The following is a 14,973-nucleotide window of genomic DNA, read 5'->3' as shown; positions in this document are numbered from 1 at the left end:
CCTAGGACCGGGTGGCGGTGACCGGCAGGGTCACCGCCACCGTGAGGCCGCCGCCCTCGGCGGCGCTCCGCGCCACCGCCGTCACGTTCCCGCCGTGGGCGACGGCGATCGACCGCACGATGGAGAGCCCGAGCCCGGCGCCGGGCCCCGTGCGGTCGCGCCCCTGGCCGCGCCGGAAGGGCTCGAAGAGGGCCTCGACGTCGCCCGGCGGAACGACGGGCCCGGTGTTGACGACGGTCAGCACACCGCCCGCCACCCGCACGTCCACGAAACCCCCGGGCACGTTGTGGACGACCGCGTTCGCGACGAGGTTCCGCACGAGCTGCCGGAGCAGCACGCGACTCCCCCGTACGACGCCGTTCTCCGCGACGGCCGCGTCCTCGTACTCCTCCGCGACGACCTCGCCGAAGGGCACGTCCTCGCGTTCGGCGAGCCCGCGCTCGCTGCGGGCGAGGAGGAGCAGGCCGTCGAGGAGGCGTTCGCTGTGCCGGTTGGTGTCGAGGAGGACCTGCCGGACCTCGCAGTCCTCGTCCAGACCGACCTGGAGGGCCGCGCGCTGGGTGGCGAGCGGGGTGCGCAGCTCGTGCGAGGCGTTGGCGATGAACCGCCGCTGGCTGTCGAAGGCGGCCTCCAGGCGCCCGAGCAGCGCGTCGATCGTGTCGCCGAGCTCCTTCAGCTCGTCGTCGGGCCCGCGCACCGCGAGCCGCCCGCCGAGGTCCCGCTCGGAGAGGCGCCGGGCGCGGGCGGTCATCTCGTGCACGGGCCGCAGCACGCGCCCCGCCGTCCACCAGCCCACGACCACGGCGCCGCAGGCGATCACGAGCAGGGCCAGGCAGGACCACATGAGCATCTGCTGGTGCGCGGCCCGGCCGATGTCGTCCCCGATCCGGTACGCCTCCACGAGGGCGACGTCGCCGGCCCGCGCCACGATCGCCTCCGTCTGCCCGTCCGTACCGGCCCTGACCAGCAGGTTCACCACGAGCAGCAGTAGGGCGCCGAGGACCAGGAAGACCCCTCCGTACACGAGGGCGATCCGGGTCCGGACGGTCGACCCGGCCCCGAGGTATCCGGTCCCGGAGGCGCTCACAACACGTACCCCACGCCCTGCACGGTCCGGATCATCCCCGGCTCCCCCAGCTTGGCCCGCAGCTTGCTCATGCAGACGCGCACGGCTCCGGTGAAGGGGTCGGCGTGGGCGTCCCAGGCGCGTTCGAGGAGTTCCTCGGCGGAGACGGCGGCGCCGTCGGCCTCCATGAGGATCTGGAGGACGGAGAACTCCTTGGGGGAGAGGTCGAGGGCGCGCCCGTCGCGGTCGGCGGTCCGCCGGACGGTGTCCATCCGCAGCCCGTCCCGTCGGAGGAGCGGCGGCAGGGGCCGGGCGGAGCGGCGGCGCAGGGCGCGGACGCGGGAGACCAGCTCGGGGAACTCGAAGGGCTTGCCGAGGTAGTCGTCGGCGCCGAGGTCGAGCCCGGCCACCCGGTCCTCGACGGCCGTGGCGGCGGTCAGCATCAGGATCCGGGTGCGGGAGCCGCCGGCGACGAGGCGGCGGGCGACGTCGTCGCCGTGGAGGCGGGGCAGGTCGCGGTCGAGGACGAGGACGTCGTACGCGTTCAGGCCGAGCCGTTCCAGGGCGTCCTCGCCGTCGTGGACGGTGTCGACGGCGAATCCGGCCCGCCGCAGGCCGGTGGCGACGAACCCGGCGAGAACCCGCTCGTCCTCGGCTACCAGTACACGCATGCCGCCATCCTCACCGAGCCGCTCGCACTCCCCTCCCCCGGGGTTTAAGTGAGGTGAGTGGATCTTCACGGGGCCGTTAGGATTTCGACCATGGCGGCCACTGGATCCGAGAAGCAGGGGACGAAGGCGTTCTACGTCACGACCCCCATTTACTACGTCAACGACGCTCCTCACCTGGGCCACGCCTACACGACCGTCGCAGGCGACGTGCTCACGCGCTGGCACCGTCAGCGCGGCGAGAAGGTGTGGTACCTCACCGGCACGGACGAGCACGGTCAGAAGATCATGCGCACGGCCGAGGCGAACGACGTCACGCCCCAGGCCTGGTGCGACAAGCTCGTGGAAGAGGCGTGGAAGCCCCTCTGGGAGCACCTGAACATCGCGAACGACGACTTCATCCGCACCACGCAGAAGCGTCACACCGACCGCGTGCAGGAGTTCGTGCAGGACCTGTACGACAAGGACGAGATCTACAAGGGCGGGTACGAGGGCCCCTACTGCGTGGGCTGCGAGGAGTTCAAGCTCCCCGGCGACCTCATCGAGGCGGAGGACGGCACGAAGCTGTGCGCCGTCCACAAGAGGCCGGTGGAGATCCTCAAGGAGGAGAACTACTTCTTCAAGCTGAGCGCGTACGGCCCGAAGCTCCTTGAGTTCTACGAGGCGAACCCGGGCTTCATCCAGCCGGAGTCGGCCCGCAACGAGGTCGTGAACTTCGTCAAGCAGGGCCTGGAGGACCTCTCCATCTCGCGCTCGACGTTCGACTGGGGCATCCCGGTGCCGTGGGACGAGAAGCACGTCATCTACGTGTGGATCGACGCGCTCCTGAACTACGCGACGGCCGTCGGCTACAACGAGAACCCGGCGAAGTTCGAGGAGACGTTCCCGGCGGACGTGCACCTGATCGGCAAGGACATCCTGCGGTTCCACGCGGTGATCTGGCCGGCGATGCTGATGGCGCAGGGCCTGCCGGTCCCGGGCCGGGTGGCGGCCAACGGCTGGCTGATGGTCGGCGGCGAGAAGATGTCGAAGTCGAACCTGACCGGCATCAAGCCGCAGGACCTGACCTCGCACTTCGGCGTGGACGCGTACCGCTGGTACTTCCTGCGGGCGATCGCCTTCGGCCAGGACGGCTCGTTCTCGTGGGAGGACTTCACCGCCCGCTACACGAGCGAGCTGGCGAACGACTACGGCAACCTCGCCTCGCGCGTGGCGGCGATGGTCGGCAAGTACTTCGGCGGCGAGCTGCCGGCGTCGGCGGCGGACGGCGACGCGGAGAAGGCGGTCCAGGACGGCCTGGCGGCGGCGGTCGCCACGGCCGACCTGAAGATCGGCGAGGAGCTGGACTTCCAGGCCGGCATCCTGGCGATCTTCGACTTCGTGAAGCAGGTCAACGGCTACATCACGGAGCAGGAGCCGTGGAAGGTCGCGAAGGACGAGTCGGAGGAGGGCCGCGCCCGCCTGGCGACGATCCTCTACACGGCCGCCGAGTCCCTCCGCGCGGTCGCCGTCCTCCTGAACCCGATCATGCCGGAGACCTCGCAGGCCCTCTGGGACTCCCTGGGCGCCGAGGCGTCGCTGGGCGCCCTGGCCGCGCAGCCGGTCCAGTCCTCCGCCACGTGGGGCCGGCTCCCGGCCGGCGCGACGGTGACGAAGGGCGCGGTGCTGTTCCCGCGCCTGGAGGAGCCGAAGAAGGACTGACGGCCCCGCGGCCGTCGATCGCACCGAAGGCCGCCGCTCCCGTACGCACGGGGGTGGCGGCCTTCGTCGTACCGGAAAGGAAACCAGGTCCCATGGACGAAGAAGCCCCCGGCCCTCCGGCCCCGGACCCGGCCGGCTCCCGCATGAACCCGCCCCGGCGCCGCTCCCGGTCCGCCCCCGCCGACGTCGCCCCGGACAGCGCGGCGGCGGAGCAGCTCCGCCTCCTCGACGGCTTCACGTCCGGAAGGATCACGGCGGCGGACTTCGCCCTCGGCTGGCACCCGGCCCGCAGGGCGTCGACGGCGAACGGCGAACGCCTCCACGGCCCCTTGTCCGACCTCTTCGACCGGGTCTTCATGCTCCTGGAGGACTACACCCACGACCCGTCCCTCCGGGAGGAGGGCGACCTGTCGGATACGGAACTCCTCACTGCGGTAACGGCCCTCACACAAGGATGAGCACGGCCACGGCGGGCGCCATGTAGACCAGCGGGAAGGGCACGTGGCCGTACGCGCGGGCCCGCAGGACCGTGGCCACGGCCCCGGCGAAGTACAGGACGAGTCCGACGGCGGCCAGGACGCCGACGATCGGCACGGTGTACCCGACGAGCAGCCCGACGGCCCCGGCGAGCTTGGCGGCGCCGAGCGGGTTCCACCACGCCCGGGGCACCCCGTACGCGGCGAGCGGCCCGACGACGAACTCGGCCCGCACGAGGACCGCGACCCCGGAGAACCCGGCCATGAACGCGGCGACGGCGGTGACGACGGCGGCGGTGGTGGACATGAGGGCTCCTTCGGCGTTCCCGGTGCCCGACCCGACCGGGCCGGACACCACGTCGACGGAGCGGGGAGGGGAAGTGTGACGGACCGCCGAAGACTTCCCCGGGCACCGACCCCGTACGCCACGAACCGGGCCCCGTACCGCAGAAGAGGGTCCGGACCGGACTCGACCCGTCACCGCGCCCGTGGCACGGAAACTCGTGCTCCGGTGGTTCGGGCTGCCTTCCAAAGGAACGAGGAGAGAGAAAGAACCCTCACCAAACCCCACCCTTTCCCGCCCCGGCGGGCCTTCACTCCCAGGAGTGAAAACCACCAAAAGGGCTGGTTGAGGCGCGGGTTGGCGGATCTATGCTCAGCGCGATTGGCATATGACCGCAGACATGCGTCGGCCCCCGCCGGAACTGGCATTCCAAAGACGGGGGCCTGACCACCGAGGAAATAGGGCTTCCTGATGGGTATCCAGAACACTAGCGCGCGCCCCCACGTCCCGTCCCGCAACGGCGGGCAAAACCGCCCCGTGAAGCTCGGCATGAGGTCCGTTCGGGCGGGTGGCGTCATCCACGAGAACGTCCGCCACACCACCCGGTTCACAGTGGTCGGCAACCACCTCTCCCAGCACGCCGAGCTGTCGCTCGTGGCCATCGGCCTGGCCGTGCACATCCAGTCGCTGCCCGGCGGGTCGCCCGTCGACATCAAGAGCCTCACCAAGCGCTTCCGCGAGGGGGCGTGCCGGATCGCCGCCGGGCTGCGCGAGCTGGAGACCCACGGCTATCTGCGCCGCGAGCTGGACCGCGACGCCACCGGGAAGATCGTCACGCTCACGATCTCCTGCAACCACCCGGGCCGGTCGGCCGCCGACGAGGAGGAGCCGGTACGCAGGGCCCCGGCCCGCCGCACGGAGGCCCCGCGACGGGCCCTGCCCGCCGTACCGCAGCCCGCGTACCCGTCCCCCGACCTGCTGAGGACGGCCCTCGGCGTCCTCGCCGGCCTGCGGCGCGAGGACGCCCGTCTGCACCTGTCGGCCACCGAGGCCGAACACCTGGCGCCGGGGGTCGTCGCCTGGCTGGAGCGCGACCTCACGCCGGAGGCCGTCCACCGGGTCCTGACCTGCGCCCTGCCCCAGGAGCCCCTGCGCCGCCCGGCCGCCCTCCTGGCCCACCGCCTGGCCGACCGGCTCCCGCCCCTGCCGCCCTTCCGCGCCCCCGAACCCGGCACCTGCGGCGCCTGCCGCACCTGACAGCCCTCCGCGACACCACACCCCCGAGGAACTCCGTGGTCAACCCACCGCACGAAGCGATGCACCACATCTTCCGGCACGACCTCCACCTCTTCAGCCGTCTGAAGGACGTGCTGGGCCTCCCCCTCCCGGACGCCGTCGAGGCGGTCGTCCTGCCGAACGACCTCACCGAGACGCGGCCGGTCGAGCGCCGCGTCGACACCCTCCTGCGGCTCGACAGCGCTCAGGACGGCTCCCTCCTCCTCGCCATCGAGGCGCAGGGCAGGAAGGACCCGTCCAAGCCGGCGAGCTGGGCCTACTACGTCTCCTACCTGTGGACGAAGTACGGGCTGCCGACCGTCCTCCTGGTCGTCTGCCAGGACCGGGCCACGGCGGAGTGGGCCGCTCTGCCGGTCTCCAGCGGGCCCGCCTACATGCCCACCCTCAGTGTCCGGCCGATCGTCGTGGGCCCGCACAACATGCCCGTCATCACCGACCCGGCCAAGGCCGCCGAGGACCTGGCGCTGGCCACCCTGTCGGCCGTCACGCACGCGGGTGATCCGGACATCGGTGCCATACTGAAGGCGCTGTCCACCGCGCTGCGGGACGTTCCCGAGAACGTCGCCGACCCGATCATCGAATTCACCGCACAAGGGCTGAGCAAGCGCCCAGCCCAGGAGCTCTGGAGGACCCTGGTGGCCGTGGACCTCTCCTTCTACAAGTCGTACCTCGCCGAAGAGATCCGGGACGAAGGCCGAGCCGAGGGCAAGGCTGAAGGACGCGCCCAGGCGAGCGCCGACGCCATACTGCTGGTCCTGGAGCAGCGCGGCCTCGACGTGTCCGACGACGTCCGCGCCCGTGTCACCGGCTGCGACGACCCCGAGACGCTGCGCGGCTGGCTGGCCCGCGCCGTCACGGCCGTCTCGGCGGAGGAGATCTTCGCGGAGGAGTAGTCCGGTCAGGCGGACGGAAGGGCCGGGGAGGAGCGCCCTCCCCGGCCCTTCCAACACGGCCGCCCCTGCGGGCCCTCGCTCCGGACCGGACACGAACCCCCGCACGCCCTGCGTTTGCGTACCGGTCCCGTACGGCTCCACGTCGCCCCGGACCGTCGCTTCGCCGCCCGTCTGACATGACAAGCTCGTTTTTTTGTTCGTTGCTCGTGTGAATGCGCGCGTGGCAGCATGCGGGCGTGAAGGACAACGGGGATGACAACGGGGACGGCATACCGGAGCCTCGGCGGGTTTCGAGGTTGACAGAGCTGGCGGAGATGGCGGACACGCCGATTCCGCCCGCACCGCCCGCATCCGCGCCATCGGCACCCGAGCCGGTACCGACCGCTTCGGAACAGGTCGGGCCGGGAGACGCGATCACGACGGCACGGCGTGACTTTGCGCGTTTGCTGGGTGAGTTCCGGCGCACCGCCGTCTTGGTGCCGTTCGACGACCGGGAAAGCCTGTGGACCGCGGACTTCAACGGAGTGCGGTGGATCTGCGCGTTCTCGGACGAGGAGGCGCTGGCGCGGTTCGCGGTCGCGCGCGGAGAGGCCGGGCGCGAGTGGACGTACCGGACGATCCTCGGTGCTCGGCTCCTCGACGTGATGGTGCCGATGCTGCCCGGTCCGGGCGGGGTCGCGCTGGACGCGGGAAGTGCGGACGGGGTGCTGTTCCCGCCGGTCGCGGGGATCGTTCCGGACGAGGTCGTGGTGGGCCTCGGGGAGACGGACAGGGGGACGAGGACACAGTGAGCGGCAACGAGCCCGACCTCGCGGCGCCGACGGCGGCGCTCGCCGAGATCGTGAAGGGCATCGACCTGGCGCACGCCGAGCTGAAGGAACTCGGCATGATCGGTCAGGCGTCGGTGGGCCGGGGGTTCTCCGACCTCGCCCTTTCGGGAGTTGAGTTGGGGCACGGCGGGCTGACGTCGGAGTTCGAGTCCTTCTGCAACCGGTGGGAGTGGGGCGTGCGCGCGCTGACCGCGCGGGGGAACGGCTTCGCCCAGGCCGTCGGTCTGTCGGCCGGTTCGTTCGCCGAGCAGGAGCGGTACATCAAGGACTCGTTCAAGATCGGGGTGAACTCGTTCAACGGCAACCCCCACCTCTCCGAGGACGACGTCAAGAAGATGAGCTGGGAGACCGTCCGCGACCAGCACACGTGGGACGGCGCCGACTGGAGCCCGGAGTCGTTCACCGGCGCCCACCAGGAGGTGAAGCAGACCTGGCAGAACACCGCGTACGACGTCGAGGACTCGCTGCTCGACTCGATGGAGCGCTCGGGCGCCCTTGACCCGAAGCTGCGGGACGCGATGGACGAGGAGCTCAAGGAGACGCTCGATCCCGACAGGGCGACGGTCGAGCAGGCCGAGCAGCCGCGGTGGGGGGAGAGCCGCTGATGGTGGACTGGGGCGGCCTGGCCGACAAGGGCATCGACAAGATCGGTGGCGTCGTCGACAAGGGCAAGGAACTCGTCGGCGAGGGCGTCGACTTCGCGACCGACCAGACCGGTCGGCTCCTGGACAGGGCGGGTGCGCACGACTGGGCGGACTCGGTCGAGGACTGGGGCGACGAGACCGCCTCCTCGCTCGGCGCGCAGGTCGGGGAGAAGCAGCTCGGGCAGACCGAGGAGGCGGACGAGCTCGTCCACGGCAAGCCGGAGAAGATCGCCGCGGCGGTGAAGAACCTCCGGGACTTCCAGCGCGCGTTCGACCTGGTCGGCGGCGGGATGAAGAAGCTGGACCCCAGCCACTGGAAGGGCGCGGCGGCCGACGCGTTCCGGGAGAAGTTCCAGACCCTGCCGACCGACTGGCTCCACGCAGCGGACGCGATGGAGAACGCGGCCAAAGCGCTGGAGACGTACTCCCAGGCGATCGTGAGCGCGCAGGGCAAGGCCCGTGAGGCGATCGCGCTGCACAAGGAGGGCGAGAAGGACACCAAGGAGGCCGAGGAGAACTACCAGAAGAAGACCGCCGCCTACGACGCGGCCCGCGAGGGCGACGATCCGCTGCCCCACCCCGGTGCGTACTCCGACCCCGGCGAGTCCAAGCGGCGGCGCGCCCGGGAGGTCCTGAGCGACGCGCGCACGGCCCGCAACGAGGCCGGGGAGACGGCGAAGGCGGCGGTCCGCGCCGCGCTCGCCCACGCTCCGAAGGAGCCGACGGGCCGCGAGCGGGCCAAGCTGGAACTGATGGACCGCGGCATGGCCCAGGGCTTCGAGCTGGCCCACTTCGGCGGCGGCGTCGTGAAGGGCACGGCCGGTCTGGTCAACTTCGTCCGCTCGGTGAACCCGATGGACGTGTACAACATCACCCACCCCGCGGAGTACTACAAGGGCGTCAACATGACGCTCGCCGGCCTGGCGTCCTCGGCGGCGAACCCGGACCGGGCCCTGAAGAACGCCTGGGACGCGGCGAAGGGCGACCCGTCGGAGTTCCTCGGCCGGCTGGTGCCGGAGCTGATCGGCACCAAGGGCGCGGGGCTCGCCCGCAGTGGTGTGCGGCTCGGACTGAACGGGGCCAGGCACCTGCCCGAGCCGAGGAAGCCGGGCGCCCCGGAACCGGAGAAGCCGGGCGGCAGCCGCGGGGACCACGAGAAGGACCCGGACAGCAACGGCAAGCGGAACTGCGAGACGGCCTGCAAGAAGGACCCGATCGACATCGCGACGGGCCGGATGCTGCTGCCCCAGACCGACGTCGTCCTGCCCGGTTCACTGCCCCTCGTCTTCCGGCGCGTCTTCGACTCCTCGCGCCGCTCCGGCCGCTGGTTCGGCCCGACGTGGTCGTCGACGGTGGACCAGCGCCTGGAGGTCGACTCGGAAGGCGTCGTCTTCAGCTGTGACGAGGGCAGTCTCCTCGCCTATCCGCATCCGGCCCCCGGGGTTCCGGTCATGCCCACGCACGGCCGGCGGTGGCCCCTGGACCGGGTCGAGGGCGGCTACACGATCACCGATCCCGACACCCGCACGGTCCGGCACTTCGCCGACCACGGCGACGGGCTCGCACTCCTGGTCCAGCTCGACGACCACAACGGCAACTGGATCACCTTCGAGTACGACGAGTCGGGCGCTCCGACGTCGGTCGTCCACCACGGCGGCTACCACCTGAAGCTGACCACGGACGAGGGCCGGGTGACCGCCCTTCACCTCGCGGGCGCGGCGCCGGACGGCTCCGACCAGGAGATCCTGCGCTACGGCTACACCGACGGGCACCTGACCGAGGTCGTCGACTCCTCCGGGCGCCCGCTGCGCTTCGACTGTGACGAGCACGGCCGCATCACGTCGTGGACCGACACCAACGGCAGCCGCTTCGACTACGTCTACGACGACCGGGACCGCTGCACCTACCAGTCGGGGACCAACGGACACCTCGAAACCACTTTCACCTGGGACGACGTCGACCCCGAGACCGGACTCCGCGTCACCACCCTCGCCGACGGCACGGGACACGCCGAACGCCACCTGATCGACGAGCGTGCCCGGGTCGTCGCCGAGATCGACCCCCTGGGCGCGGTCACCCGCTTCGCGTACGACCGCCTGGGCCGCCTGCTGTCCCGGACGGACCCGCTGGGACACGTCAGCAGCACCACCTACGACGAACGAGGCCGCCCGACGTCCGTGGAGCGTCCGGACGGGCGGCGGGCGCGGGCCGAGTACGACGAGGACGGCTTCCCCGTACGGATCGTCGGCGCCGACGGCAACGCCGTGCGCCAGACCTTCGACGCGCGCGGCAACCGCACGTCGGTGACGGCTCCCTCGGGCGCCCGGACGGAGTTCGCGTACGACGGGTCGGGGCGGCTCGTCTCGGTGACGGACCCGCTCGGCGCGACCACCCGGCTCGTCATGGACGCCCGGGGCCTGCCCGTCGAGGTCACCGACCCGCTGGGGGCCACGACCCGGTACGCGCACGACGCCTTCGGCCGTACGGTCCGGATCACCGACCCCCTCGGCGCGGTCACGCGCCTGGAGTGGACGGTGGAGGGCCTGCCGTCCCGGCGCGTCGCACCCGACGGGACGGTGGAGTCCTGGACGTACGACGGCGAGGGCAACTGCCTGAGCCACACGGACGCGATGGGCGGCACGACCCGCTTCACGTACACCGACTTCGACCTGCTGACCTCCCGTACGGATCCGGACGGGGTGCGGTACGAGTTCACGCACGACACGGACCTGCGGTTGACGCGGGTGACGAATCCGCAGGGCCTGACCTGGGACTACGCCTACGATCCGGCGGGCCGGACCCTGTCCGAGACGGACTTCGACGGACGGGCGCTGGGGTACGCGTACGACGCGGCGGGCCGGCTGGTGGCGCGTACGAACGGCCTCGGCCAGACGGTGCGCTTCGAGCGCGACGCGCTCGGCCGGATCGTCCGCAAGGACGCCGAGGGTGCGGTCAGCACGTACGAGTACGACGTCTTCGACGAGCTGGCGGTGGCGACGAACCCGGACGCGCGGCTCGAACGCCTCCGGGACCGCTACGGCCGGCTGGTATCGGAGACGGCCAACGGACGGACGCTGTCGTACACGTACGACGCGGTGGGCCGCCGGGTGGGCAGGACGACGCCGGGCGGTTCGGTCAGCACGTGGGCGTACGACGCGGCGGGCCGCAGGACGAGCCTCACCGCGTCCGGGCGCGAACTGGCCTTCTCCTTCGACGCGTTGGGCCGGGAGGTCGAGCGTACGGTCGCGGACTTCGTGTCGCTGACGTCCTCGTACGACGTGATGAGCCGGCTGACGGCGCAGGAGGTCACGTCGGCTCGGGGCGGTGGCCGTCTCCAGCACCGCGCGTACGACTACCGCCCGGACGGCGGTCTGGTCGCCGTCACGGACGGCCTCTCGGGGACGAGCCGCTTCGACCTCGACGGTGCCGGGCGGGTCACGGCGGTGCGGGCGGACCGGTGGACGGAGCGGTACGCGTACGACGAGGCCGGCAACCAGACGGAGGCGGAGTGGCCGTCCGGGCATCCGGCCCACTCGGCGACGGGCCCGCGCGCGTACGAGGGCACGCGGATCACCCGGGCGGGGGCGGTCCGCTACGAGCACGACGAGCAGGGCCGGATCGTCCTGCGCCGGAAGACCCGCCTGTCGCGGAAGCCGGACACCTGGCGGTACGCGTGGGACGCGGAGGACCGTCTGACGTCGGTGACGACACCGGACGGCACGGTCTGGGAGTACGCGTACGACCCGCTGGGCCGTCGCATATCCAAACGATCCCCTTCCGAGACGGTCCACTTCACCTGGGACGGCACGACCCTCTGCGAGCAGACGACCGAGAACGTCGTCCTGACCTGGGACCACGCGGGCCTGCGGCCCCTGTCCCAGACGGAACGCCGCACGGACACGGACGACGAGCGCTTCTTCGCCGTCGTCACCGACCTGATCGGCACCCCGACGGAACTCGTCGACGAGTCCGGCGCCCTGGCCTGGCGCACCCGCTCCACCCTCTGGGGCACGACGACCTGGACCCGCGACGCCACGACGTACACCCCGCTCCGCTTCCCGGGCCAGTACTTCGACCCGGAGTCGGGTCTGCACTACAACTACTTCCGGTATTACGACCCGGAGTCGGCACGGTATCTGAGCCAGGATCCGTTGGGGTTGGACCCGGCACCGAATCCGGCGACGTATGTCCAAAATCCGCATACGTGGAGCGATCCGCTGGGACTGGGGCCATGTCCACCCAGAGGTGAACGCCCGAACCCGTTCGAAACGCGTGAGGAGGCCAGACAAGCCGCCTATGAACTGGCGGGTATCAAACCCGGTGAGGCGGAGTTCTGGGCCGAATGGGAGGTCGGCCCTGACATCACGAGAAAGCACAGTCCGGGGTACGTGTACTCTTCGGAGAATTCACATTGGGGCACCTTCCGACAGTATGAGACACCTCAGGGATCACGTGTAGTGGTGGAACACACAGCCGATCCGGCGGGACCCCACTTCCATGCAGGCAAGCCTAAGGGTGATTCGGAGCGCACCTTTGTGAACTTCGGCTGGGATAATACGATTTATAGAGATATGGAAAGGTACGCGAAAATCAACAAACCAGAGGGGGATCACCATCTTTTCTACAAACAATGAATCTCGCACACATGGCTGAGTCAATAAGGAACACCTGGTTGAACCGTATGGCCGCCACCGGCCTGACAGTCTCCGACGCCCCGGCCCCGGTCGATGTTCCCTCTGTTCTCGAGGCGATGCAGAGCGTGGCCAACTGGGAGGTCCAGCCTGCTGTAGAGGTCTCTTTGAGCCACCCGGAAGCCCTCCAGGAGTTGGACCGGCAGTGGTACGCACAGGCCACCCAGAACGGGCTTTTCGGCGACGGGGATTCTTTCCTTCTCAGCATTTCCGGATCTGGCTCGTCCGCCTTCGGCTGGGTCGTGGTGAAGTGGGCGCCCGGCGCGGAGCTGGCACCACGACTCGCGAGGGCCGAGGAAGGATTGGACTTTGTCGCGATGTCAGTGGATGGGCGAGTGGTGTGTGCCGTGACAGAAGAGGAATACGAGTATTGGGTCGTCGTCCAGCACCTTCGGTAGAGGAGACCGGACGGTGACGACCGGAATGCGCGAAGGGCCCGGAACCTGCTTGAGGTTCCGGGCCCTTCGTACGAGCGGGTAGTGCTACCGCGCCGCATCCGGATGCACAGCCTCCGTCACCGGACGCCCCTCCACCACCTTCGGCTCCACCGGCTTGCGGAGCTGGATGTTCAGCTCGCGCAGGCGGGTCTCCTCCAGTTCCGTGGGGGCGCCCATCATGAGGTCCTGGGCGTTGCCGTTGAGCGGGAAGGCGATGGTCTCGCGGATGTTGGGCTCGTCCGCGAGGAGCATGACGATGCGGTCCACGCCCGGGGCGATGCCGCCGTGCGGCGGGGCGCCGAACTGGAAGGCGCGGAGCATGCCGGCGAACTCGGTCTCGACGGTCTCGCGGGAGTAGCCCGCGATCTCGAAGGCCTTGAACATGATGTCGGGCTCGTGGTTCCGGATCGCGCCGGAGGAGAGCTCGATGCCGTTGCAGACGATGTCGTACTGCCAGCCCAGGACGTCCAGCGGGTCCTGGGTCTCCAGGGCCTCCAGACCGCCCTGCGGCATCGAGAACGGGTTGTGCGAGAAGTCGATCTTTCCGGTCTCCTCGTCCTTCTCGTACATCGGGAAGTCCACGATCCACGCGAAGCGGAAGACGTTCTCCTCGAACTGGCCGGCGCGCTTGGCGGTCTCGACCCGGACCGGGCCCATGATCTTGGAGACCTCGTCGAACTCGCCGGCGCCGAAGAAGACGGCGTGGCCGGGCTCCAGGCCCAGGCGTTCGGTGAGGACCTTGACGTTCTCCTCGGTGAGGAACTTGGCGATCGGGCCGGTGAGGGCGCCGCCCTCGCCGACGCGGATCCAGGCCAGGCCCTTCGCGCCGAGCGAGATCGCGAAGTCGCCCAGACCGTCGAAGAACTTGCGCGGCTGGTCGCCCGTGTCCGGGACGGCGAGCGCGCGGACGTGCTTGCCGGCGAACGCCTTGAACTCGGAGTTGGCGAACACGTCGGTGAGGTCGACCAGTTCGAGCGAGGTGCGCAGGTCCGGCTTGTCGTTGCCGTACTTCAGCATCGACTCGCGGAACGGGATCCGCGGGAACGGCGAGGTGACGTGGCGGCCGCCGCCGAACTCCTCGAAGAGCTCCGTCATGAGCTTCTCGATCGGCTGGAAGACGTCCTCCTGCTCGACGAAGCTCATCTCGACGTCGAGCTGGTAGAACTCGCCCGGCGAGCGGTCCGCGCGGGCGTCCTCGTCGCGGAAGCAGGGCGCGATCTGGAAGTAGCGGTCGAAGCCCGAGATCATCAGCAGCTGCTTGAACTGCTGCGGGGCCTGCGGCAGCGCGTAGAACTTGCCCGGGTTCAGACGGGACGGGACGACGAAGTCGCGGGCGCCCTCGGGGGAGGTCGCGGTGAGGATCGGGGTCGCCATCTCGTTGAAGCCGAGGGCCACCATCTTGGAGCGGATGGCGGCGATGACGGCCGAGCGCAGCATGATGTTGCGGTGCATGCGCTCGCGGCGCAGGTCGAGGAAGCGGTACTCCAGGCGCCGCTCCTCGTTGACGCCGTCGTCGGCGTTGATGGTGAAGGGGATCTGCTGGGCGGCGCCCAGGATCTCGACCTCCGCGACCTCGACCTCGACCTCGCCGGTGGGCAGCTCGGCGTTGACGTTCTCCGCGCCGCGCGAGACGACCTTGCCGTCGACGCGGACGACGGACTCCTTGGTCAGCTTGTCGAGCGCCTCGTACGCGGCGGTGCCGGGCCGGGCGACGAGCTGCGTGATGCCGTAGTGGTCGCGCAGATCGATGAAGAGGATGCCGCCCAGGTCGCGCCGATTGTGCAGCCAGCCGCTCAGCCGGACGTCGGTGCCGACGTCAGAGGCGCGGAGCTCGCCGCAGGTGTGGGACCTGTACCGATGCATCGTCGTTCATCCAGTCTTCGGGATCGATGGTGAAGGGCTTGACGGTGTCAAGGTTTCCCAGCCTACCGGCCGGGCCGGAATCGCTCCCCGGACACCGTCGGTGGCGGCTCGCGGTCCGATATTCA

Annotated in this window: 12 protein-coding genes; 8 read left to right on the top strand and 4 right to left on the bottom strand. The window is 70.2% G+C overall.

All coding sequences use genetic code 11. From position 1 onward, the window contains the following. Window position 1 precedes the first annotated feature (1 nt). Both AB0398_RS09595 and AB0398_RS09590 read right to left on the bottom strand, forming a co-directional pair. Window positions 2–1,087, bottom strand: a complete 1,086-nt coding sequence (locus AB0398_RS09595; protein ID WP_366373340.1) for an ATP-binding protein — start codon at window positions 1,085–1,087, stop codon at window positions 2–4. Beyond that, window positions 1,084–1,737, bottom strand: coding sequence for a response regulator transcription factor (locus AB0398_RS09590; protein ID WP_366373339.1), 654 nt, complete (start codon window positions 1,735–1,737; stop codon window positions 1,084–1,086). Before AB0398_RS09590 ends, AB0398_RS09595 begins: the two co-directional genes overlap by 4 nt. A gap of 90 nt (window positions 1,738–1,827) precedes the next feature. On the opposite strand from AB0398_RS09590, the gene metG reads away from it, so the two are divergent. Together metG and AB0398_RS09580 are read left to right on the top strand one after the other, a co-directional pair. After that, entirely contained in the window at window positions 1,828–3,435 is a 1,608-nt protein-coding gene (gene metG, locus AB0398_RS09585; RefSeq protein ID WP_366373337.1) for a methionine--tRNA ligase, read from the top strand. Between the two features lie 92 nt (window positions 3,436–3,527). Further along, on the top strand, window positions 3,528–3,893 hold the full coding sequence (locus tag AB0398_RS09580) for a hypothetical protein (RefSeq protein ID WP_366373335.1): 366 nt from the start codon (window positions 3,528–3,530) through the stop codon (window positions 3,891–3,893). Here AB0398_RS09580 and AB0398_RS09575 read toward each other — a convergent pair. Beyond that, on the bottom strand, window positions 3,880–4,218 hold the full coding sequence (locus AB0398_RS09575) for a DoxX family protein (RefSeq protein ID WP_366373334.1): 339 nt from the start codon (window positions 4,216–4,218) through the stop codon (window positions 3,880–3,882). The two genes, AB0398_RS09580 and AB0398_RS09575, sit on opposite strands and share 14 nt — an antisense overlap. Before the next feature lie 525 nt (window positions 4,219–4,743). On the opposite strand from AB0398_RS09575, the gene AB0398_RS09570 reads away from it, so the two are divergent. The 6 genes from AB0398_RS09570 to AB0398_RS09545 all read left to right on the top strand — a co-directional run bounded on the left by AB0398_RS09570 (window position 4,744) and on the right by AB0398_RS09545 (window position 12,946). Continuing rightward, window positions 4,744–5,451, top strand: coding sequence for a helix-turn-helix domain-containing protein (locus AB0398_RS09570; protein WP_366373332.1), 708 nt, complete (start codon window positions 4,744–4,746; stop codon window positions 5,449–5,451). Window positions 5,452–5,486: 35 nt separating this feature from the next. Further along, window positions 5,487–6,383 (top strand): hypothetical protein, encoded by an 897-nt coding sequence (locus tag AB0398_RS09565; RefSeq protein ID WP_366373330.1) that lies wholly within the window; start codon window positions 5,487–5,489, stop codon window positions 6,381–6,383. A gap of 314 nt (window positions 6,384–6,697) precedes the next feature. Then, window positions 6,698–7,174 carry an SseB family protein gene (locus AB0398_RS09560; protein WP_366373719.1) on the top strand — a complete coding sequence of 159 codons (477 nt, stop codon included), beginning with the start codon at window positions 6,698–6,700 and terminating at the stop codon, window positions 7,172–7,174. Continuing rightward, window positions 7,171–7,818, top strand: coding sequence for a hypothetical protein (locus AB0398_RS09555; protein WP_366373328.1), 648 nt, complete (start codon window positions 7,171–7,173; stop codon window positions 7,816–7,818). Before AB0398_RS09560 ends, AB0398_RS09555 begins: the two co-directional genes overlap by 4 nt. Then, a complete protein-coding gene (locus AB0398_RS09550; protein WP_366373327.1) occupies window positions 7,818–12,491 on the top strand; it encodes a putative T7SS-secreted protein in 4,674 nt (1,557 codons plus the stop codon). Before AB0398_RS09555 ends, AB0398_RS09550 begins: the two co-directional genes overlap by 1 nt. Window positions 12,492–12,502: 11 nt before the next feature. Further along, complete coding sequence (locus AB0398_RS09545) at window positions 12,503–12,946, top strand: hypothetical protein (RefSeq protein ID WP_366373325.1); 444 nt, start codon at window positions 12,503–12,505, stop codon at window positions 12,944–12,946. 84 nt (window positions 12,947–13,030) lie between these two features. Here AB0398_RS09545 and aspS read toward each other — a convergent pair whose 3' ends face one another. Further along, window positions 13,031–14,848: an aspartate--tRNA ligase gene (gene aspS / locus AB0398_RS09540; RefSeq protein ID WP_366373324.1), complete on the bottom strand. Its 1,818-nt coding sequence runs from the start codon at window positions 14,846–14,848 to the stop codon at window positions 13,031–13,033. Window positions 14,849–14,973 lie beyond the last annotated feature (125 nt).

The organism is Streptomyces sp. NPDC086147 (assembly GCF_040702165.1).
Taxonomy (GTDB): Bacteria; Actinomycetota; Actinomycetes; order Streptomycetales; family Streptomycetaceae; genus Streptomyces.
Note: the sequence above shows the minus strand (reverse complement) of the source record. Positions and strands in the feature narration are given on the sequence as shown.

Excerpts from the sequence above, each read along its gene's own strand:
- AB0398_RS09590 (WP_366373339.1), bottom strand. The coding sequence starts at position 1,737 with ATGCGTGTACTGGTAGCCGAGGACGAGCGGGTTCTCGCCGGGTTCGTC.
- metG (WP_366373337.1), top strand. The coding sequence starts at position 1,828 with ATGGCGGCCACTGGATCCGAGAAGCAGGGGACGAAGGCGTTCTACGTC.
- AB0398_RS09580 (WP_366373335.1), top strand. The coding sequence starts at position 3,528 with ATGGACGAAGAAGCCCCCGGCCCTCCGGCCCCGGACCCGGCCGGCTCC.
- AB0398_RS09575 (WP_366373334.1), bottom strand. The coding sequence starts at position 4,218 with ATGTCCACCACCGCCGCCGTCGTCACCGCCGTCGCCGCGTTCATGGCC.
- AB0398_RS09570 (WP_366373332.1), top strand. The coding sequence starts at position 4,744 with ATGAGGTCCGTTCGGGCGGGTGGCGTCATCCACGAGAACGTCCGCCAC.
- AB0398_RS09560 (WP_366373719.1), top strand. The coding sequence starts at position 6,698 with ATGGCGGACACGCCGATTCCGCCCGCACCGCCCGCATCCGCGCCATCG.
- AB0398_RS09550 (WP_366373327.1), top strand. The coding sequence starts at position 7,818 with ATGGTGGACTGGGGCGGCCTGGCCGACAAGGGCATCGACAAGATCGGT.
- AB0398_RS09545 (WP_366373325.1), top strand. The coding sequence starts at position 12,503 with ATGGCTGAGTCAATAAGGAACACCTGGTTGAACCGTATGGCCGCCACC.
- aspS (WP_366373324.1), bottom strand. The coding sequence starts at position 14,848 with ATGCATCGGTACAGGTCCCACACCTGCGGCGAGCTCCGCGCCTCTGAC.